This is a genomic window from Amycolatopsis thailandensis (assembly GCF_002234405.1).
In the GTDB taxonomy this organism is placed as follows: Bacteria; Actinomycetota; Actinomycetes; order Mycobacteriales; family Pseudonocardiaceae; genus Amycolatopsis; species Amycolatopsis thailandensis.
The window spans coordinates 85,677-103,022 of record NZ_NMQT01000103.1 but is presented as its reverse complement, the minus strand read 5'-3'; the positions used below and the strand labels follow the sequence as shown (position 1 = coordinate 103,022).

At 68.6% G+C, this 17,346-nt stretch carries 20 protein-coding genes; 9 read left to right on the top strand and 11 right to left on the bottom strand.

The annotated features are described in order from the left end of the window. Positions 1 to 3: 3 nt before the first annotated feature. Complete coding sequence (locus CFP71_RS29020; RefSeq protein WP_093937129.1) at positions 4 to 543, bottom strand: helix-turn-helix domain-containing protein; 540 nt, start codon at positions 541 to 543, stop codon at positions 4 to 6. A 56-nt stretch (positions 544 to 599) separates the two neighbouring features. Here CFP71_RS29020 and CFP71_RS29015 point away from each other — a divergent pair, with 56 nt between their 5' ends. Continuing rightward, on the top strand, positions 600 to 1,844 hold the full coding sequence (locus CFP71_RS29015) for an alpha/beta hydrolase (RefSeq protein WP_093937128.1): 1,245 nt from the start codon (positions 600 to 602) through the stop codon (positions 1,842 to 1,844). Positions 1,845 to 1,854: 10 nt separating this feature from the next. Here CFP71_RS29015 and CFP71_RS29010 read toward each other — a convergent pair whose 3' ends face one another. From CFP71_RS29010 to CFP71_RS28990, 5 genes are all read right to left on the bottom strand, one after another. Then, positions 1,855 to 3,363 (bottom strand): cryptochrome/photolyase family protein, encoded by a 1,509-nt coding sequence (locus CFP71_RS29010; protein ID WP_093937127.1) that lies wholly within the window; start codon positions 3,361 to 3,363, stop codon positions 1,855 to 1,857. 21 nt (positions 3,364 to 3,384) lie between these two features. Further along, on the bottom strand, positions 3,385 to 4,254 hold the full coding sequence (locus CFP71_RS29005) for a MerR family transcriptional regulator (protein ID WP_093937164.1): 870 nt from the start codon (positions 4,252 to 4,254) through the stop codon (positions 3,385 to 3,387). 378 nt (positions 4,255 to 4,632) lie between these two features. Further along, complete coding sequence (locus tag CFP71_RS29000) at positions 4,633 to 5,067, bottom strand: VOC family protein (protein ID WP_093937126.1); 435 nt, start codon at positions 5,065 to 5,067, stop codon at positions 4,633 to 4,635. 9 nt (positions 5,068 to 5,076) lie between these two features. Continuing rightward, positions 5,077 to 6,054 carry an aldo/keto reductase gene (locus tag CFP71_RS28995; protein ID WP_093937125.1) on the bottom strand — a complete coding sequence of 326 codons (978 nt, stop codon included), beginning with the start codon at positions 6,052 to 6,054 and terminating at the stop codon, positions 5,077 to 5,079. Positions 6,055 to 6,133: 79 nt separating this feature from the next. Further along, complete coding sequence (locus CFP71_RS28990; RefSeq protein WP_093937124.1) at positions 6,134 to 6,676, bottom strand: cysteine hydrolase family protein; 543 nt, start codon at positions 6,674 to 6,676, stop codon at positions 6,134 to 6,136. A 54-nt stretch (positions 6,677 to 6,730) separates the two neighbouring features. Here CFP71_RS28990 and CFP71_RS28985 point away from each other — a divergent pair, with 54 nt between their 5' ends. Beyond that, a complete protein-coding gene (locus tag CFP71_RS28985) occupies positions 6,731 to 8,602 on the top strand; it encodes a glycoside hydrolase family 5 protein (protein ID WP_093937163.1) in 1,872 nt (623 codons plus the stop codon). A 164-nt stretch (positions 8,603 to 8,766) separates the two neighbouring features. Here the strand turns inward: CFP71_RS28985 and CFP71_RS28980 are convergent, their stop codons facing one another. Continuing rightward, positions 8,767 to 9,189 carry a VOC family protein gene (locus CFP71_RS28980; RefSeq protein ID WP_093937162.1) on the bottom strand — a complete coding sequence of 141 codons (423 nt, stop codon included), beginning with the start codon at positions 9,187 to 9,189 and terminating at the stop codon, positions 8,767 to 8,769. Next, positions 9,182 to 9,763, bottom strand: a complete 582-nt coding sequence (locus CFP71_RS28975; RefSeq protein ID WP_093937123.1) for a PadR family transcriptional regulator — start codon at positions 9,761 to 9,763, stop codon at positions 9,182 to 9,184. Before CFP71_RS28975 ends, CFP71_RS28980 begins: the two co-directional genes overlap by 8 nt. Before the next feature lie 125 nt (positions 9,764 to 9,888). On the opposite strand from CFP71_RS28975, the gene CFP71_RS28970 reads away from it, so the two are divergent. Beyond that, positions 9,889 to 10,293 carry a nuclear transport factor 2 family protein gene (locus CFP71_RS28970; protein ID WP_093937122.1) on the top strand — a complete coding sequence of 135 codons (405 nt, stop codon included), beginning with the start codon at positions 9,889 to 9,891 and terminating at the stop codon, positions 10,291 to 10,293. Here CFP71_RS28970 and CFP71_RS28965 read toward each other — a convergent pair. Then, on the bottom strand, positions 10,262 to 10,930 hold the full coding sequence (locus tag CFP71_RS28965) for a DNA alkylation repair protein (protein WP_093937121.1): 669 nt from the start codon (positions 10,928 to 10,930) through the stop codon (positions 10,262 to 10,264). The two genes, CFP71_RS28970 and CFP71_RS28965, sit on opposite strands and share 32 nt — an antisense overlap. Before the next feature lie 89 nt (positions 10,931 to 11,019). Between CFP71_RS28965 and CFP71_RS45080 the strand changes: the two genes are divergently transcribed. Both CFP71_RS45080 and CFP71_RS28950 read left to right on the top strand, forming a co-directional pair. Then, positions 11,020 to 12,048, top strand: coding sequence for an anti-sigma factor antagonist (locus tag CFP71_RS45080; protein WP_244199871.1), 1,029 nt, complete (start codon positions 11,020 to 11,022; stop codon positions 12,046 to 12,048). Positions 12,049 to 12,070: 22 nt separating this feature from the next. After that, positions 12,071 to 13,306 carry a PucR family transcriptional regulator gene (locus tag CFP71_RS28950; RefSeq protein ID WP_093937120.1) on the top strand — a complete coding sequence of 412 codons (1,236 nt, stop codon included), beginning with the start codon at positions 12,071 to 12,073 and terminating at the stop codon, positions 13,304 to 13,306. A 16-nt stretch (positions 13,307 to 13,322) separates the two neighbouring features. Here the strand turns inward: CFP71_RS28950 and CFP71_RS28945 are convergent, their stop codons facing one another. Continuing rightward, positions 13,323 to 13,616 carry an STAS domain-containing protein gene (locus CFP71_RS28945; protein WP_093937119.1) on the bottom strand — a complete coding sequence of 98 codons (294 nt, stop codon included), beginning with the start codon at positions 13,614 to 13,616 and terminating at the stop codon, positions 13,323 to 13,325. A gap of 200 nt (positions 13,617 to 13,816) precedes the next feature. Here CFP71_RS28945 and CFP71_RS28940 point away from each other — a divergent pair, with 200 nt between their 5' ends. Further along, a complete protein-coding gene (locus CFP71_RS28940) occupies positions 13,817 to 14,680 on the top strand; it encodes a universal stress protein (RefSeq protein WP_093937118.1) in 864 nt (287 codons plus the stop codon). Between the two features lie 10 nt (positions 14,681 to 14,690). Here the strand turns inward: CFP71_RS28940 and CFP71_RS28935 are convergent, their stop codons facing one another. Beyond that, entirely contained in the window at positions 14,691 to 15,050 is a 360-nt protein-coding gene (locus tag CFP71_RS28935; RefSeq protein WP_093937117.1) for a hypothetical protein, read from the bottom strand. A 71-nt stretch (positions 15,051 to 15,121) separates the two neighbouring features. Here CFP71_RS28935 and CFP71_RS28930 point away from each other — a divergent pair, with 71 nt between their 5' ends. From CFP71_RS28930 to CFP71_RS28920, 3 genes are read left to right on the top strand one after another with little or no spacing between them, the layout of a single operon-like run. Next, positions 15,122 to 16,225 (top strand): carboxylate-amine ligase, encoded by a 1,104-nt coding sequence (locus CFP71_RS28930; RefSeq protein WP_093937116.1) that lies wholly within the window; start codon positions 15,122 to 15,124, stop codon positions 16,223 to 16,225. Positions 16,226 to 16,251: 26 nt separating this feature from the next. Beyond that, positions 16,252 to 16,863: a flavodoxin family protein gene (locus tag CFP71_RS28925; protein WP_093937115.1), complete on the top strand. Its 612-nt coding sequence runs from the start codon at positions 16,252 to 16,254 to the stop codon at positions 16,861 to 16,863. A 46-nt stretch (positions 16,864 to 16,909) separates the two neighbouring features. Next, positions 16,910 to 17,290, top strand: coding sequence for a hypothetical protein (locus tag CFP71_RS28920; RefSeq protein ID WP_093937160.1), 381 nt, complete (start codon positions 16,910 to 16,912; stop codon positions 17,288 to 17,290). Positions 17,291 to 17,346 lie beyond the last annotated feature (56 nt).

The window sequence follows — 17,346 nt, the reverse complement described above, 5'->3', positions numbered from 1 at the left end:
AGATCACGTCCGTTCCGGGCCTTCGATCGGGAACTGGATCGGGCTGAGCAGGTACTGGGCCCGGTCCGGCCTCGGCTCGTTGGACAGCACGGGGACGATGGCCTGCCGCATCGCGCCGATCAGCTCGACAAGCTCGTCACGGGAGAGCCAGACGGCGTGCTGGCGATACCCGACCAGGTCCGCGACCGGATCGGCCCCGTCCCGGTCCAGATAGGCGTCGAACTCGGCGACCAGCGCGGCCTGCGCGACGGCGAAGCTCCGCCGGAAATCCTCGGTGGACGCCGACGCGATGGCCTCGGGATCGAGGGACGCGCGATCCCGGCGAAGCCGGTAGCCACGCTCGACGGCGCCGCGCACCCGTCGTTCCTCCGCCACCTCCAGGACGCCACCCGCTTCGAGGAGTTCGACATGCCGGTAGACCATCGCTTTCGAGGCATCGGGGACGCGCGCGCAGAGCTGGGCCGTCGTGAGCACCCGCTCGCCGCGCATCGCGTGCACTATGCGCAAGCGGACCGGATGTGCCAGGAGTTCCAACGCGTTCACCACCCAACAGTCTCACGATGTGCTACCTTTCGCAAAACATGCGAAAGGTAGTTGTGATGAACCTGGGGCCAGCCACCGCGGTAGCCGAGATGCTGCGCGAGGAACGTTTCGACGAGGTCGAGGCCCTCTTCGCGCCCCCGTTGCGCGCCGCCGTTCCGGCCGGGACGCTGCAGGCCGCCTGGACGGCCGAGATCGGCAAACGCGGCGCCGTCACGGGCATCGGGGACGCGGTCGCCGAAACCGTCACCGCGGATCTCGTCCGGGCCCGCGTTCCCGTGCGCTGCGAGGGCGGCGACCTCACGGTGCTCATGTCAATCGACGCGGACGGCCTGCTGCAAGGCCTGCAACTCACGCCCGCGCAGGGGCCCGCGTGGACACCGCCGCCCTACGCGGATCCCTCGGCGTTCACCGAACGCGAGGTCACGATCGGCGCCGGTTCCTCGGCCGTGCCAGGAACCTTGACCATGCCGGACGGACCCGGCCCCCGGCCCGGCGTCGTCCTGCTGCCCGGCGGCGGGCCGTTCGACCGCGACGAGACCAGCGGGCCGAACAAGCCGCTCAAAGACCTCGCCTGGGGGCTCGCCTCCCGAGGCGTGGCGGTGCTCCGTTTCGACAAGATCACCTACCGCAGCCCGGAAGCGGCCAACGCCCCGGGATTCACGATGTCCGACGAGTACGTGCCCCATGCCACGGCCGCCGTCCGGCTGCTGCGGCGGGAGTCCACTGTGGACCGGGTGTTCGTACTCGGACACAGCATGGGCGGCAAGGTCGCGCCCCGGGTCGCGCTCGCCGAGCCCACGGTCTCGGGACTGGTCGTCCTGGCGGGCGACACCCAGCCGATGCACCACGCCGCGATCCGCGTCGCCCGCCACCTGATGACCACGGCCCCTGAACTCATCGACCAAGACACCGTCGACCTTTTCACCCGTCAGGCTGCGAACGTCGACAGCGCCGGTCTTTCCCCCGCTACTCCGGGCACGGACCTGCCGTTCGGCTTTTCCGGGTCGTACTGGCTCGATCAGCGCGGTTACGATCCCGTCGCGACGGCGGCGGGGCTGGACAAACCCATGCTCGTCCTCCAAGGCGGCCGCGACTACCAGGTGACCGTCGAAGACGATCTGCCGCGCTGGCGAACAGGCCTGGCCCACCGTCCGGACGTCACGATCCACGTCCACGCCGCCGTCGATCACCTGTTCTTCCCCGGCACCGGCCCCTCCACACCGGCCGGCTACGAGGAGCCGAACCACGTCGACGCGGCGGTGATCGACGACATCGCGGACTGGCTCGGCGAAGCAGGATGACGCCATCCGGTCAGAACCGATCCCGCCGGTTTTCCCGCGCGACGACGTCGGGAAGGTCGGACAGTCTGCGCAGACCGTTCAGCGGCTGGCGCATCCGCGGATTGCCCGCCAGGCGATCGGCGTTGCGGTCGAGGAAAGCCCAATAACCCGCGGTGAACGGGCAGGCGTCTTCGCCCACTCGTTTCTTCGGGTTGTAGGTACATCCACCGCAGTGGTCACTCATACGGCTGATGTAGGCACCGCCCGCCGCGTACGGCTTCGTGCCGACGATCCCCCCGTCCGCGTACTGGCTCATCCCGATGACGTTGGCGGGCATGACCCAGGGGAACCCGTCGACGAACGCGGTGGCGAACCAGCCGGTGAGCTCCGCCGGGTCGTAACCACGTTGCAGCGCGTGGTTTCCCAGCACCATGAGCCGCTCGATGTGGTGGGCGTAGCCGCGATCCCGCACACCGGTGAGCGCGGTGCGAAGACAGGCCGCCTCGACCGTGTCGGCGTCGAGCTCCCGCCACCACCGGGGCAGCTTCCGATCGGCGTCGAGTTCGTTCCTCTTCAGGTAGTCCGGCCCCAGATGCCAGTAGAGGTGCCAGATCCACTCCCGCCAGCCGAGGATCTGCCGGACGAACCCTTCGACACTCGCCAGCGGCGCCGTACCGGACAGATACCGTTCCTCGGCACGATGGACGACGTCGAGCGGGTCGAGCAGGCCGAGGTTCAACGGCACCGACAGCAGCGCGTGCGACATCGCCCAATCGGCGCTGAGCATGGCGTCCTGATGCGGGCCGAAAGTCGCGAGCCGGTGGTCGAGGAACCGGTCCAGCGCCTCTTCCGCTTCCGCCTGGCTGACGGCGAAAAGGCGTGGACCGTCGACACCGACCGGGTGGATCTCACCGTCCCGTTCCGCCTTGTCGAGGTCCGCGCGCACCTGTTCGTCCACGTCGTCCTCGGACGGGAACCAGGGCGCGGGAACGGGCAGCGTGGACCGCCCCGGCGGGGGACGCCGGTTCTCGTGGTCGAAGTTCCACTTCCCGCCGGCCGGATCGCCGTCCGGTTCGAGCAGCACACCGAACCGGCGGCGTTGATCGCGGTAGAAGTCCTCCATCACGAACCGCCGCCGGTCCCGCGCCCAGGTCGCGAAGTCCTCTTTGGACCGGACGAATCCCGGCGTCGGAAGCACTTCCGTGACCAGACCCTGCTTCTGCAGACGCCGCACGAGGGCCTCGGCGGCGTGCGAGCCGGGTTCGTGAACCACGACCGGCCGTCCGAATCGGCGCAGCCCGTCCGCGTAGGTCGGCGCGTCGACGATGCGGACTCGGTCGCCGAGATCCGCGGCGAGCCGCCGGATTCCGGCTTCGACGAGGTGGATCTTCTGCCGATGGAACGGGCGGCGCGCGAAGGCCGCGGCCGAGCGGATCAGCAGGATCTCACGGTCTCGATTCCCGGCCGTGCCGTGGAAGTGCGGTCCCAGTTGATCACCGAACAGCCACAGCGGATCGGAACCACTCTTCTTTCGATTCATAATCGATGCGATCCTAGGGCGTCAGGCCTTCATCCGCTCGGCGGCGAGGTCCATCGCGCCCGCCAGGTCGTTCACCCAAGGAGCACCACGGACGTTGAGCCCGTCCCAGCCGGGGCCCGCGACGGCGACGTCGAAACCACGGCGCTGAAGGCGCTGCCGCAACAGGTTGTCGACGGTCGTCGGGGACATCGACCACAACACGACCAGCACCGGTTCGAGCTTGGCGACCATCCCCGCGGTGGTCTCCGCCGGCACCATGTGCCCGAGGTAGACGGCGGGGATGCCGACCTCCGCCATCGACGCGCGCAGGACTTCGACAGGCAGGCTGTGGCGTTCCGCGGGGCAGCACGCGATGAGCACGCGCCGATCCGACGGCGTGTAGGCGAACCGGGCGACGTAGCGCTGGAGCGCGTAAGACACTTCGCTGGTGAGCGCCCATTCGGACTCGAAGCACACATCACCCCGGCTCCAGCGGACGCCGAGGTCGCGCAGGATCGGCAACAGGATCTCGGTCCACGTCCTCGCCGCGCCCATCGTGTCGAGCGTTTCGTCCAAGAGAGCCGCGACGACGGTGAAGTCGAGAGCCTCCGCGGCCCGTTCGAGCTCGTCCGCCCGCTCAGCGAGGGAGATCTCGCGGACAGCGTCCTCCGAGCCGGAGAACACGGCGGCCGCCGCCTCGCGCGGCTTGATGCCGCGGCCGATCAGCCGCCGCATGTACTGGAGCTTGCGGACGTCGGCGTCGGAGTAACGCCGATGACGCCCGTCCGGCCGCAAGGAAGGACCGACGCCGTAACGGGATGCCCAGGTCCGGAGCGTCACCGGAGAGATTCCCAGCTCCTCGGCGACCATGCCCGGGGTCCAGGAGCCCGCGCTCACCTCATCGACGTCCATCGACACCTCACGAATCCAGGTGCAGTCCTCCCCCGCGCGGGTGCACACCGCGGCCAGCTTACGAGATCACGCCCCGTTCCGACCGCCGCGACGAGGCCGCCGCGCGTGTCTTCCCACCACGACCGGCCACGTTCACGAGAGCACTGAGTTCCCGGCGGCGCCACGGATCGACCGGGAGGGGGCCGGCTTCCGCCGGGCGCCGCCGGGCTCCGGAACCCGGCACGAGGGGGAGGATGGCCGGGCCCGCAGGGAGACGAAACGGCACGTCACCCACGTTCGTCAGGTGGTCGTTTTCGCTTCGTGAGCGATGCAAGACGATACACGAGTTGTGCAACGGTTGCGAATCGATCCCGCGAATGGCGGTCAGCCGAAAGAGTGTCAGTCGAGGCAGAACTCGTTGCCCTCGATATCGCGCATATTGATGCAGGACTCGTCTTCTTCGTCCGCGAGCAGAACCTGATCACGGATCGCGCCGAGCGCGACCAGCCGGGCGCATTCGGCTTCGAGCGCGGCGAGACGCTCTTCGCCCACGAGCCCGGTGCCGACGCGCACGTCGAGATGAACCCGATTCTTGACGACCTTGCCTTCGGGAACGCGCTGGAAATACAGCCGCGGCCCCACGCCGGTGGGATCACTGCACGCGAACCCCTTGTCCTGCTTCTCAAGCGGCAGCGAGCGCGTGTAGTCGTCCCAGGTGGCGAACCCTTCCGGTGGCGGCGGCACGACGTATCCCAGCACCTCGCACCAGAAACGGGCGACACGCTCTGGTTCCGCGCAATCGAAAGTGACCTGTACCTGCCTGACCGACGCCATCAAACCACCCTAATCGTTGTCCGGACTGATCAAACCCGCGGCGCGTAAATCGGCCCAGAGCCGCGCGGGCACCTTCACTGCGAAGGACTCCACGTTGCGTCGCGCCTCCTCGGCGGACCGCATTCCCACCGCGATCCCGGCGACGGCCGGATGCCGGAGCGGGAAGGCCATGGCCACCTGCGGAAGCGTCACGCCGTGCGCCTCGCACACGTCGGCGATCCTGTTCGCCCGCTCCACGATTTCCGGTGTCGCGGCCTCGTAATCGAAGTACGCTCCCTCGACCGGCCGGCGCGCGGCGAGCAGTCCGGAGTTGAAGATCGACGCCGCGATCACCGAGACACCCCGTTCCCGGCACGCGGGCAGGAACGTGTCCAGCGCGCTGTGATCGAGCAACGTGTGGCGGCCGGACTGCATGATCACGTCGACGTCGGTCTCCCGCACCAAAGTGGTGAGCATGGCCGTGTCGTACATTCCGGCGCCGATCGCGCCGACCATCCCTTCGGACCGCAGCTCCGCCAGGGCCGGATAACCCTCGCGAACCGCGTCGTCGAAGTATTCCTCGGCGTCGTGCAGGTACAGGACGTCGATCCGGTCCAAGCCCATGCGCTCCAACGAATCCTCGACGCTGCGCCTGATCCCGTCGCGAGTGAAGTCGCGTATCCGGCGATGCGTGGCGGGGACGTGGAAACCGGCCGGATCACTCTTCCCGTCCGCGTCCTGCGGCACCAGCAGGCGGCCGACCTTCGTCGACAGGACGTAGGAATCACGCGGCCGCGAGCGCAGGAATTCACCGATCCGACGTTCGGAATGCCCGATGCCGTAATGCGGCGACGTGTCGTAGTACCGGATCCCGCCGTCCCAGGCCGCGGCCAGCGCCCCCGCGGCCGTCTCGTCGTCCAGCGGCGCGAACAGCCCGCCGAGCGGACCGCCACCGAACCCCAGTCGGGTCACCTCGACGTCGGTGCGCCCGAGTCGCCGCGTCTCCATCTCCCAGCCCCCTTGATCAGCTCACCGTGCACCGTGCCACATCAAGGGCGGATCCCGCCTGGCATTTATCGAAGACCGCTCACGACCAGTCCTCGCAGGACACGACCTCGAACCCCCGGCTCGGGAAGACCGCGTCCACGAAGAAGTCGTGCATCGCCTGATCACCGTCGGCGCAGCCGTCGCGCAGCACGGTCACGTGGTAGCCGCGGTCAGCCGCGTCGTAGGCCGTCGCGGCCACCATCGCACTGGTCGCGACCCCGGCGATCACGACGGTGTCGACGCCCCGCACACGAAGCACCAGATCGAGATCCGTACCGGCGAACGCGCTGGCACGGCGTTTCAGCACGACCACGTCCTCGTCGGCGACCGGCAGATCGATCCCGGTCCCGGCGGAGCCCTCGTGGAAGGTGTCACCGGCCTCGTGGAACGACTTGAACAAAGGGTTCCCCGGAGGCAGGTCGGAGCCGTTGCCACGCAGCGCGAAACGCACGAACACGACGAGCGCGCCCGCCGCGCGGGCCCGGGGCAGCAGTGCCGTGAGCGGCGGCAGGACTCGCTTGGCGAACGGATAGCCGCCCGTGATGCCTCGCTGGAGGTCACCGATGATCAACGCGGTGGTCATGACGGGAAGCTACCAAGAGTGAACCCGATCGTCCGTATACAACCGATGGTGCGCATGGCTAGCCTCCGGCGGGTGAGGATCAAGAGTGTGCTGCTCGCGGTGCTGGTGACCGCCGGAGTCGTGGTTCCCCCTCCCCCGCTCGCGGGCGCCGGAACCGAGGCGGACCCGTCGGGCTGGGTCGCCCCGCTCAGTACGCGCGGGCGCTACATCGTCGACGCGGCGGGCAACCGGTTCAAACTGAAGGCCGCCAACTGGCACGGCGCGAGCGGGACGTGGAACGGGTCGGGCGACGTGAACGATCCCGCCACGCACCACGCCGGCGAAATCGCGTATCAGACGCCGCTCGGGCTGGACCGGGTATCGATCGACACGGTCATCGACGGACTGGCGGAACTGGGGCTGAACAGCGTCCGGCTTCCCTTCTCCAACGCCATGATCCACGAGACCGCACCGGTTCCCGGACTCCCGGCGAATCCGGACCTGCGCGGCCTGACCCCGCTGCAGGTCTACGACCGCGTCGTCACGCGGCTGACCGCTCGCGGGTTCGCGGTGATCCTCAACAATCACACCACCACCTCGCGCTGGTGCTGCGGTCTCGACGGCAACGAACGCTGGAACACCGCGCAGACCGAACAGCGATGGCAGGACGACTGGCTGTTCATGGCCCGCCGCTACGCCGCGAACAAGCGGGTGGTCGGCGCCGACCTGTACAACGAGGTCCGCCGCAACGTGTTCGACGATCCCAATTGGGGCTGGGGCAACGGCACCGACTGGCAGCGGGCGAGCCAGCGGGTGGCCGATCGCATCCAGACAGAAGCCAATCCGGACCTGCTGCTGATCGTCGAAGGCATCAACTGGACCGGTCTGCCCGTGGACGGTCTTCCCCACGGCAGGCCCACGCTGGAGCCCGCACGCACGCTGTCGCACACGCTCGTGGATTCCGGGAAACTGGTCTACGCCGCGCATTTCTACGGCTACACCGGTCCGAACCATTCCGGGGCGACCGGCACCGGCGAAACCCACGACCCGCGCTACCGGGACCTGTCTCCGCGGGAACTCCGAGATGTCCTTCACCGGCAAGCGTTCTTCGTCTCGGCGGAGACCGGCAAGCACTACACCGCGCCGCTCTGGATCAGCGAGTTCGGCGAAGGCCGCCACACCACCGACGCGGCGAGCCGGGCCTGGTTCGAGAACTTCGTCGGCTACCTCGCCGAGAACGACACCGATTTCGCCTACTGGCCCGCGGTCGGTTTCCACGACGGCGGCGGGGGCAACGGCTGGTCGCTGCTCTCGTGGGACACCGCGGGCCGGCGCGTCGACGTGCTCGACGGCACGGACTGGCGTGGCCCGGCCTGGCGACGCCTGGTGGACTCGCCGTCCCGTACCGGGCAGATCCCGATGGCCGAGCGCTGGTCGATGCTCAATCTCGACTACGCCGATTTCCAGGCGTCCCGCGAGGTGCGTTCGAAGGCGGACTGGAATCCGGGCGCTCGCAAGGGTGTCTGTCCCGACGGCCAGCGGCTCACCGGCCTCGCCCATACCGGCAACCGGGGTCTGTGCACCGGCACGCTCGCCGTTCCGGCGGACTACGCCGTGGTCCGCGGTGAGACCTATGTGGACACCGACTGGGCGTCCGGGTACACGAAGGTGCAATGCCCGCCCGAGCACGCCGCCGTCGGCTACAGCGTCACCGGCGCGGCGTTCTCCGCCCTGTTGTGCGGGAAGTCCGCCACTCCGCTGGGCCGCACCGGCCGGACGGTCTGGTTCGACCGCGGCGACAGCCGGCCGTCGGGGGCTCCCGGTGGCGACTTCGCGTCGGGTCACTACAAGGGCCAATGCGCGCCGGGTGAATACGTCGCCGGTGTCGCGTACACCGGCCGCGTCGGCTCGAACCGCACTCCCGACGCGCTGCTCTGCCGCGCCTGAAAGCGGTTAAGTGACCTGCTCGACCGCTCGCGAGTGCGCCTGGGTTCACGTATTGCGAAAGCCACGTTCGCAACCTTGAACGTTGTGAACGTGGCTTTCGCAACACCGCCTACCGCACCTGTGCCGCGTCATGGCAGTACGTCCCGAAATCCGCACACGCCATCTCAGGCGACGAAGACGCAGAACGGATGCCCCGCCGGATCCGCGTAGACGCGCAGAGGTTCTTCGGGGTCATCACTGCGGTCGGAGCGGAGCCGCCCGCCGAGTTCCAGGACCCGGCGGTGCTGCACATCGAGTTCCTCGACCGAGTCCACGGTCAGGTCCAGGTGCAGTTGCTGGGGTACCGGCCCGGGATCCGGCCAGCTCGCTTCTTCCAGCCGATCGACCTGCTGGAAGGCGATTTGCGCCCCACCATCGGGGTTTCTCAGCACCAGCCAGTCCTTGTCCTCGGCGCCGGGCCGAGGCGGTTCGTCACCCGGGCGGTAGTTCCACACCAGCAGACGCCGGTAGAACTCCGCGAGCTCGCGGACGTCGGTGCAGTCCAGCACCACCTGCCGGAACACCGGGCCCTTCTCTTGCTCAGTCAAGCCGTTCACCTCCGAAACCCGCGGTTTCGCGCCGGTCGAGCACCGCGAGAACCTGTTCGCACCAGCGGATGTTCTCCTGTTCGAACGCGATCCCGCGGGCCAGGGTCAGATACGGGCCGACCCGCGGCGCGGTCGCGAAGAACTCGGCCTCGGTGGACTCGCCGAGCAGGCGGTCCCGGAGACGCTCGAAGCGTTTGAGCTTCGTTTCGGCGGCGGCCATCCTGTCCGCGACGGCGCGCCGGATCCGCCCGTCGTCACCCGCCTCGACAGCCTGGATCTGCACCAGCAGCTCATCGCGGATCGCGGTCGGCTTCGGTACTCGCGTGGTGAACTCGGCGAGTTCGGTCGCGCCGGCGTCGGTCAAGGAGAAGAGCCGTTTGTTCGGACGCCGCTCCTGTTCGACGATCCGGGCCGCGACCAGGCCCTGCGACTCCATCTTGTCGAGCTCCCGGTAGAGCTGCTGAGGGGTCGCGGTCCAGAAGTTGGCGACCGACGCGTTGAAGCCCTTCGCCAGGTCGTAGCCCGAGGACTCGCCGTCCAGGAGCATCGCGAGGATCGCGTTTCGCAACGCCATGACGAGATGGTATCGCCACCCGGACTAGTCGCAAAGTTGATTAGTCACTTTGATGGACAGCTTGCTCGGCGATCACCTAAGCTCGGCGGCATCTACTCAACAAGTTGACTATGAGGAGATCGCTCATGCCCACGTTCCGTCAGGCAGTCGAAGCGAAGGACGCCGCCGCGATCGAGGCGATGCTCGCCGACGACGTGATCTTCACCAGCCCCGTGGCTTTCAAGCCGTACCAGGGAAAGGCGATCACCGCGGCGATCCTGCGCGGAGTCCTGCGCGTGTTCGAGGACTTCCGCTACGTGCGCGAGATCCACGACGGCGCTCACCACGTGTACGAGTTCGAAGCGACGGTGGACGGGCTGGAGATCAACGGCTGCGACCTCCTGACCTTCGACGCCGACGGCAAGATCACCGACTTCAAGGTGATGGTCCGCCCGTTGCGGGCGGCGGAAGCGCTCGCGGCGCGGATGGGTGCCCAGTTCGAGGACATCAAGGCGGACGCTACGCGTGCTGCCGCCGCACCATCTCGGTGATCCAGACGGGCGCGAACGGAGACGTGCAGTTCGGCGGCGTCGGGTAGTCCTTGAGCACCTCCAGGCGTTCCCCGATGCCGATCGCACGGGCGCGATGCTCGGCGTGGTCGATCCCGATCTGCGCCAGGCAATGGTTCATCGCCCACTGCAAGCGATCCGGCGCGGTCTTCATCTCCGCCTCGATGACGTCGAGCAGCCGCGTGAGGTCCAGGCCCGCGGGCTTCTTCGCCACCCGTTCGGTGGCCAGCGCCCAGCCGGCGCTCGCGACGACGGGATCCGGATCGGCGGACCAGGCGAGGCGCAGCTCTTCGGCGTGCGGGCTCTTCTTGACCACGTAGTTCACGAGCCAGTCGTGCACCTTCGGGGTACGCGCCTCGCGCACCATGCGGTCCAGCTCGGCACGCTCGAACGCCTTCGGACGACAGATCAAGAGCGCGAGCAGTTTCGCCGCGGTGTCGTCCGTTTCCCAGAGCTCCAGCGCGAGTCCCTGCTGGGTTTTGAGCCGTTTCGCGAGCGCGCGCAGCTTGCCGAGGTTCACCCCGTGGTCGTCACCGTGCTTCTCGTTCACCTGGCGTGCGCGCGGGTCTTCGAGCGCGGCCAGCTCGGCCATCACTTCGGCCGTCGTCGTCCCGGTCACCTCGGCCTCCCGTCCACCGCGTGTGGCGTTCAGCCTACGAGCCGCTCCGTGGTCAGCCGATACTGATCCTCCGACGAGGATGGGTGCCGATGACCGAGAGAGCCACATTCGGAGCCGAACTGAGACGACGCCGCAAAGCGGCAGGCCTTTCACTCACCGAGCTCGCCGCACGCACCCACTACAGCAAGGCGATCGGTGACACCTGGGCGCTCGCCACCACCACGGCGAACCTGGGGGTCGCGCACGTCGATCGCGGCGACCTGGACGAAGCTTCCGCTTACTACGGCGAAGCACTCGCGCTGTTCCGCCGTATCGGTGACGGTCACGGTGAAACCACGACGCTGGCGCACAGCGGCTGGGCCGAGCACTATCGAGGCCAGCACGACGACGCTCTTCGAGACCTCTGGCAGGCGCACGCGCCCTACGTCCGTGACGGCAATCGCAGCAACGTCGCGATCATGGGACCGACCCCGACCTCGACCAGGTCATGGTCGGCGAGGCCAGGGCGCGAACGACCTGATGATCCACCGGTGCACGTGCCGGTATCGAAGACGCCGGCCGGTGACCGACCGGACATCGCTCAACCGGCAGGACGGGCCGCGAGGCTGCTACGGTTGACCCCGTCGCGGTTCAGACACCAGCCGCCGGATCCCCTCTCATGGGTCCGGCATGTCCACCGGGCAGCAGCCGGTCCCCAGTACCGGCAAGGAGTCAACTTGACCGACTACCGCGCTCCCGCTTCCGATCCGCCACGTCAGGCGCGGAGGTTCGTCTCCTCGCTCGCCATCTCCGTCACGACGTCCAGCGCCGACACCGTCGTCACCGTGTCCGGTGAGATCGATCTCGCCGTCTCGGACAGCCTGCGAAAGGCCCTGGAAGAGGAGCTCCAGTTCACTCCCGCGGCGTTGATCGCGGACCTGTCCGCGGTCACGTTCTGCGATTCGTCCGGCTTCACCGCGCTTGTCCAGATCCGCGGGAAGGCCGAGACCGCCGGCGTCCCGTTCATCCTGGTCACCCAGGAGCGAGCCTTGCTGCGCCCGATGTCGCTGCTCGGCCTCGACGCCGTTTTCACCGTGCACCCGACCCTCGATTCGGCACGGGACGCGCTCACTCGCTAACCAGCTGTCATGATGGGCGGTTGTGACGGGTGACAAGGATCCGGGGTTCCGCATCGGCGGACGCCCACTGGCGGAACGGCTGACCGAAGTCCTGCCGTCGCTCACGAAGACGGTCCTGTCCGAGATCGTCTCCCGGATCCCGGAGTACGGTCTGCTGCCCGCCGAGGAGCTCAGCGGCGACATCACGCACGTGATCGAGCAGAATCTGCGGTCGTTCATCGACACCCTGCGCACCGGGGACACGCCCACACGGGAGGAACTCGACTTCCTCCGCGAATCGGCCGCCCGGCGCGCCGAAGAGGGCATCCCCATCGACATCGTGCTGACCGCTTATCACATCGGGATCCAGGTGGTCTGGGCGTCGGTGACCCCGGACGCGCGTCCGGACGAGGTCGCCGACGTCCTGGCCGTCAACGCGCTGACCCTGCGTTACCTCGAAGTGGTCACGCCCGCGGTCGGCGCGGGTTACCTCGACGAGCGCCAGACGATGTTCGACGACGAACGTTCGGCGCGGCACACGGTGCTTTCCGCCCTCCTCGACGGCGATCCGGCGGACGTCGCGGCGGGACAGGCGGGCCTGCGCCTGCCGCCGTGCTACATCGTCCTCGCGGCGTCTGTCGGGGCGCACCCGGACGAGGAGGCCAACGGGGTCGACCCGCTGATCGCCGGACGCCGGAAACTCCGGCGGCTGCGGGTCGAACTGGAACGGCAGATCCGGGGCACGGTCCTGACCTCGCTCACCCCCGAGGGTGGCATCGCCTTGCTGCCGTACGAAACCGCGGCCGACGAACTGTCCACACGCGACTGGACTCGCTTGGAGCGGGTCCTCGCCGACGTCGCGCGTACCGCGGGCGCGGAAGTCATCGCCGGGACCGCCGCGGCCGAACCGTCCGGCGTGCCCGCCGCGGCGAAGCTCGCGCAGGACGTGCTAGCGGTCGCCACCGGATCAGGGCGGCCGCCGGGCCTGTACCGGCTCGACGACGTCCTGCTCGAATACCAGCTTTCGCGCCCCGGCCCGGCCCTGGACCGGCTGGCCACCCGGCTGGCACCGCTGGAAGGCAACGAGGAACTCCTCCAGACTCTGGAGACCTTCCTGCGGCGCGGCGGACGACGGCAGACCGCCGCCGACCTGCACGTCCATCCCAACACCGTCGACTACCGGCTGCGCCGGATCGCCGATCTCACCGGATTGGACCCCACTCGGCTCGAACACATCGCGCTGCTGAACGCGGCGCTCTCGGCCCGCCGCCGGTTGTGACTCGTCACCAAGGCGCTCACAACGAGTGAAGACCTTCGCCGTCGTAGAGGTCGAGCATCCGCCGGGCGGAACGGCACTCACCGGGGAAGACGAACAGAAGCGTGCCTGTGTCGTCGGCGAGCAGCTGAGCCCGTTCGAGCACCCGGATGCCCGTCACGCCGAAGAAATCGAGATCGGACAGGTTGACGATCAACGTGGCGCCGTGACCGTGGAGCCGCTGGTTCAGCATGTCCCAGAACCGGGACGCGGTACCGAGGTCGACCTCGCCGTTCGCCGTGATGACGGCGGTACCCTTGGCCGGCCTGCTCACGCGCAGTCGCAGACGTCCCCGCCGTTCTTCCAACGCCCGTGATTCCGGGGGCATTATGACGGCGCGCTTCTTGTCAAGCGCGCGGGGCGTCGACAGGGAAGTCATAGGTGGAAGTACCCCGGCGCGGGGTCCGGCGAAACAAGCGGACGCTTGAACACCGCCGAAAGCGGGTATCACCGGCGAGTCGGAGGTGATGCCCCATGTCCGCTGACCGAACTCGCCCCGGGCCGGTCGTGACCGGTTTCGACGGGTCGCCCGAGGCAGGCCGCGCCGTCCGCTGGGCGGCCGCCGAAGCGAAAGCGCGCGGCCTCGGCTTGGTGCTCGCGCATGCCGGTGGCGCTGCCGAAGCGGAGTCTGCCCAGCGGCAGCTCGCTTCGACGGTGGACGCGCTGGGACGCTCCGATCCCGGTCTCGACGTCCGCACGGTGGTCCGCGACGATGCTCCGGAGCAGGTCCTGACCGCTGTCGCCGAGGAGACGGACGCGACGATGATCGTGCTGGGTGAATCCCACACCGGGATATTCGCCAGGGCTGTCCTGGGCTCGACGGAATCCGGCGTGACCAAGACCGCCGGCCGCCCTGTCGTGGTCGTACGCGGGGAAGAGCCGCCCCCGGACGGGCCGGTGATCCTCGGGACCGACGGCTCGGAGCAGAGTGCCCAGGCGGCCGGTTTCGCGTTCGACTTCGCGGCGCGGCACGGGCTCACCGTGCACGCGGTCCATGTCGCCCGGATGCCGATCTGGGGTCCCGCGAGCGAGCCTCTGCTCGGTGGACCGGTCCTGGACCCGGCACCCGGGCTCCCCCAGGAAGTCGCCGACGAGCTCGTCGCCCGGCAGCTCAAGCCGTGGCAGGAGCGCTATCCGGACGTCGCCGTGGAGATGGTGCACGGCATCGGCCCCGCCGCGCAGGCCTTGACCGTGCAGTCCAGTGAGGCGGCGCTGCTGGTGCTGGGCCGGAGCGATCACGGTGATCTCCGGCGGTTGCTGCTGGGGTCGATCAGCGACGACGCGCTGCACCACGCGCACTGCCCGGTGGCGGTGGTCCGCGCTCAGCCGGTCGGCTGAGACCGGCGGGTCAGGAAGAGGCGAGTTCTCCGAGGACCCGCTGCGAAGCGCGCAGTTCGGTGGCCATCACCAGGCTGCTCGCGTGGGCTTGGGCGAGCGCGTGGCCGATATCGGCGACCTTGTCCCAGGTCTCCCCCGGCGTATCCCCCGCGCCGACCCGGCCCGCCAGCAGGTTCTCTTCGAGCTGACCTTGCAGACCCGGCAGCAGGTGGGCGAGGTCGTCGGCGAGCTGCTGCAACGCACCGATGGTCCGGCGCAGGTCGGCGGGCGAGGCAGGTTCACCTGCCCTCAGGCGGCTGTACAGGTGACGCACGACCGACCCGGCCTGCGCGGCCAGCAGGTACGGCGGCTCCTCGGAGTGGGTTCTCATGCCCTGAAGTACCCCCTCGGCGACCTGCGAAAACCAAGTTTGTGCCGGAAAAGGCAGGGGTATCAGCGGTTGTGAACGACGACGTACTCACCTTCGGGATCGAGGAAGAGTTTTTCGTGGTGGACCGGGACGGCCGGCTTTCCCAGACCGGTGACGCCGTCGTGGACGCCGCGGACGAAGAGGAAGGCGAACTCCAGCAGGAGCTCACGCGTTCCCAGGCCGAATCGGCGACCGGTATCTGCACGACCCACGACGAAGCCGAGCATCAGCTGACGACGCTGCGGGCGGAACTGGCCCGGAGCGCCGCCCGCCGGGACTGCCGGCTGCTCCCCAGCGGCTGTGCGCCGCTGTCGGAGACGGCGTTGCCCGCCATCACGCCGAATCCGCGCTACGAGCGGATGGCCGAGCATTTCGGGGCGACCGCGCGGACGTCGCACACCTGCGGCTGCCATGTCCACATCGCCATCCCCGACCGGGAGACCGGGATCCGGGTGATCAACCACATCCGGCCCTTCCTGCCCGCACTGCTGACCGTGACCGCCAATTCCGCGATCTGCGACGGATACGACACCGGGTACGCGAGCTGGCGCTACCAGCAGTGGAACCGCTGGCCTTCGGCAGGTTCGCCGCCGCTGTTCGCCTCGCTGGACCACTACGACGGCATCGTCGACGCCTGGCTCCGCGCGGGCGCCATCCTCGATCGCGCAATGGTCTATTGGGACGTAAGGCTTTCCGAGAAGCAGCCGACCGTGGAATTCCGGTTCGCCGACGTCGCGGCCACCCCCGGCGAGGCGGTTCTGCTCGGGGTGCTGATCCGCGGGCTGGTCGGCACGATCCTCGCCTCGGAGGGTCGCCCCGCGGACCTGTCCAACGAGGTCTTGCGAGCGCAGATCTGGCGCGCGTCGAGGGAGGGCGTTTCCGGCCGCTGCCCGCATTTCCGGACCGGTGACCTCGCACCGGCGAGCGACGTGCTCGACGACGTCGTCACCTTCGCCGCCGGTGCCCTCGAAGAGATCGGTGACCTCGACTTCGTCCGTGACGGCTACGCCCGGTTGGTCGCCGAAGGCAGCGGCGCCGACCGACAACGGGCACGTTTCGAGAAGCGGCGACGCGCGGAGGACGTCGTGGATCTGCTGGCCGGGCGACCGGGTTTCCGGCGATCACCGGCCGGGTAGCCCGCGGGCATGGACAGGAGGACACGATGACCCAGCCCTTGAAGGCCCTCGCACTGGTTTGCTCGCTGAAACCGTCACCCGCGCCGTCCAGCAGCGCGCTGATCGCCCAACAGCTGCTCGACAAACTGGCCGAACACGGCGCCACCGGCGAACTCGTGCGCGTGGTCGACCACGACGTCAAGCCGGGTGTGGAAGCGGATATGGGCGATGGCGACGCCTGGCCCGGGATCCGCCGCAAGATCCAAGCCGCCGACATCCTGCTGATCTCGACGCCGACCTGGGTCGGCCACATGTCCAGTGTGGCCCAGCGCGTCCTGGAACGGCTCGACGCCGAACTGTCCGAAACGGACGCTGAAGGCAGGCCCGCGATGTTCGGCAAGGTCGGTGTCACCGCCGTCGTCGGCAACGAAGACGGCGCGCACAAGATCACCGCCGACCTGTTCCAGGCCCTCAACGACACCGGCTTCACGGTGCCCGCGCAGGGCGGGACCTATTGGAACGGCGAAGCGATGAAGGGCGGCGATTACAACGACCTCGACGAAACACCGGAAGCTGTCGAGTCGACCAACTCGACGTTGGCGGCCAACGCCGTCCACCTGGCGAATCTGTTGAGGGAGCGTCAGTACCCCGTGTCATGATCGACCGCGAGGTGTAAGCGACCGGACGGTGGGGTATTCGACCTTCGTGATCGTCAAAACCCTGGCGTTCGGTGCTTGTCTGCTGCTCGCCGGTTGTACTGGAGCGAGCGGCCAAGAACCGGTCAAAGAGGCCGCCGGGCGGTTCCTCGGCGCCGTGGCATCGGGTGATCACCGCGCGGCGTGTGCCCTGCTGGCGCCCCGGGCACAGGAGACCTGGGCGCCGGAAAGCTGTGAACGTGGCCTGGCGGCCGCGAAGATCCCGGATGGAGCGCCCGAGACGGTTTCGGTCTGGAGCTCAGAGGCGCAGGTGAAAACCACCGGCGACACCCTTTTCCTGCACGAGTCCTCCACCGGCTGGCTCGTCACGGGCGCCGGCTGCCACCACCGCAACGAACAGGTCTACGACTGCGTGGCGGGCGGGCCGTGAAAGCACGTCCGGTGTTCACCGTCTATCTCGTCTTTGTCGTGGGTGTCCTCGGCTGT

What these genes read in the sequence shown, in the direction of transcription:
- CFP71_RS29015 (WP_093937128.1), top strand. Translation starts at nt 600, where the DNA reads ATGAACCTGGGGCCAGCCACCGCGGTAGCCGAGATGCTGCGCGAGGAA.
- CFP71_RS29010 (WP_093937127.1), bottom strand. Translation starts at nt 3,363, where the DNA reads ATGAATCGAAAGAAGAGTGGTTCCGATCCGCTGTGGCTGTTCGGTGAT.
- CFP71_RS29005 (WP_093937164.1), bottom strand. Translation starts at nt 4,254, where the DNA reads ATGGACGTCGATGAGGTGAGCGCGGGCTCCTGGACCCCGGGCATGGTC.
- CFP71_RS29000 (WP_093937126.1), bottom strand. Translation starts at nt 5,067, where the DNA reads ATGGCGTCGGTCAGGCAGGTACAGGTCACTTTCGATTGCGCGGAACCA.
- CFP71_RS28995 (WP_093937125.1), bottom strand. Translation starts at nt 6,054, where the DNA reads ATGGAGACGCGGCGACTCGGGCGCACCGACGTCGAGGTGACCCGACTG.
- CFP71_RS28990 (WP_093937124.1), bottom strand. Translation starts at nt 6,676, where the DNA reads ATGACCACCGCGTTGATCATCGGTGACCTCCAGCGAGGCATCACGGGC.
- CFP71_RS28985 (WP_093937163.1), top strand. Translation starts at nt 6,731, where the DNA reads ATGGCTAGCCTCCGGCGGGTGAGGATCAAGAGTGTGCTGCTCGCGGTG.
- CFP71_RS28975 (WP_093937123.1), bottom strand. Translation starts at nt 9,763, where the DNA reads ATGGCGTTGCGAAACGCGATCCTCGCGATGCTCCTGGACGGCGAGTCC.
- CFP71_RS28970 (WP_093937122.1), top strand. Translation starts at nt 9,889, where the DNA reads ATGCCCACGTTCCGTCAGGCAGTCGAAGCGAAGGACGCCGCCGCGATC.
- CFP71_RS45080 (WP_244199871.1), top strand. Translation starts at nt 11,020, where the DNA reads ATGACCGAGAGAGCCACATTCGGAGCCGAACTGAGACGACGCCGCAAA.
- CFP71_RS28940 (WP_093937118.1), top strand. Translation starts at nt 13,817, where the DNA reads ATGTCCGCTGACCGAACTCGCCCCGGGCCGGTCGTGACCGGTTTCGAC.
- CFP71_RS28935 (WP_093937117.1), bottom strand. Translation starts at nt 15,050, where the DNA reads ATGAGAACCCACTCCGAGGAGCCGCCGTACCTGCTGGCCGCGCAGGCC.
- CFP71_RS28925 (WP_093937115.1), top strand. Translation starts at nt 16,252, where the DNA reads ATGACCCAGCCCTTGAAGGCCCTCGCACTGGTTTGCTCGCTGAAACCG.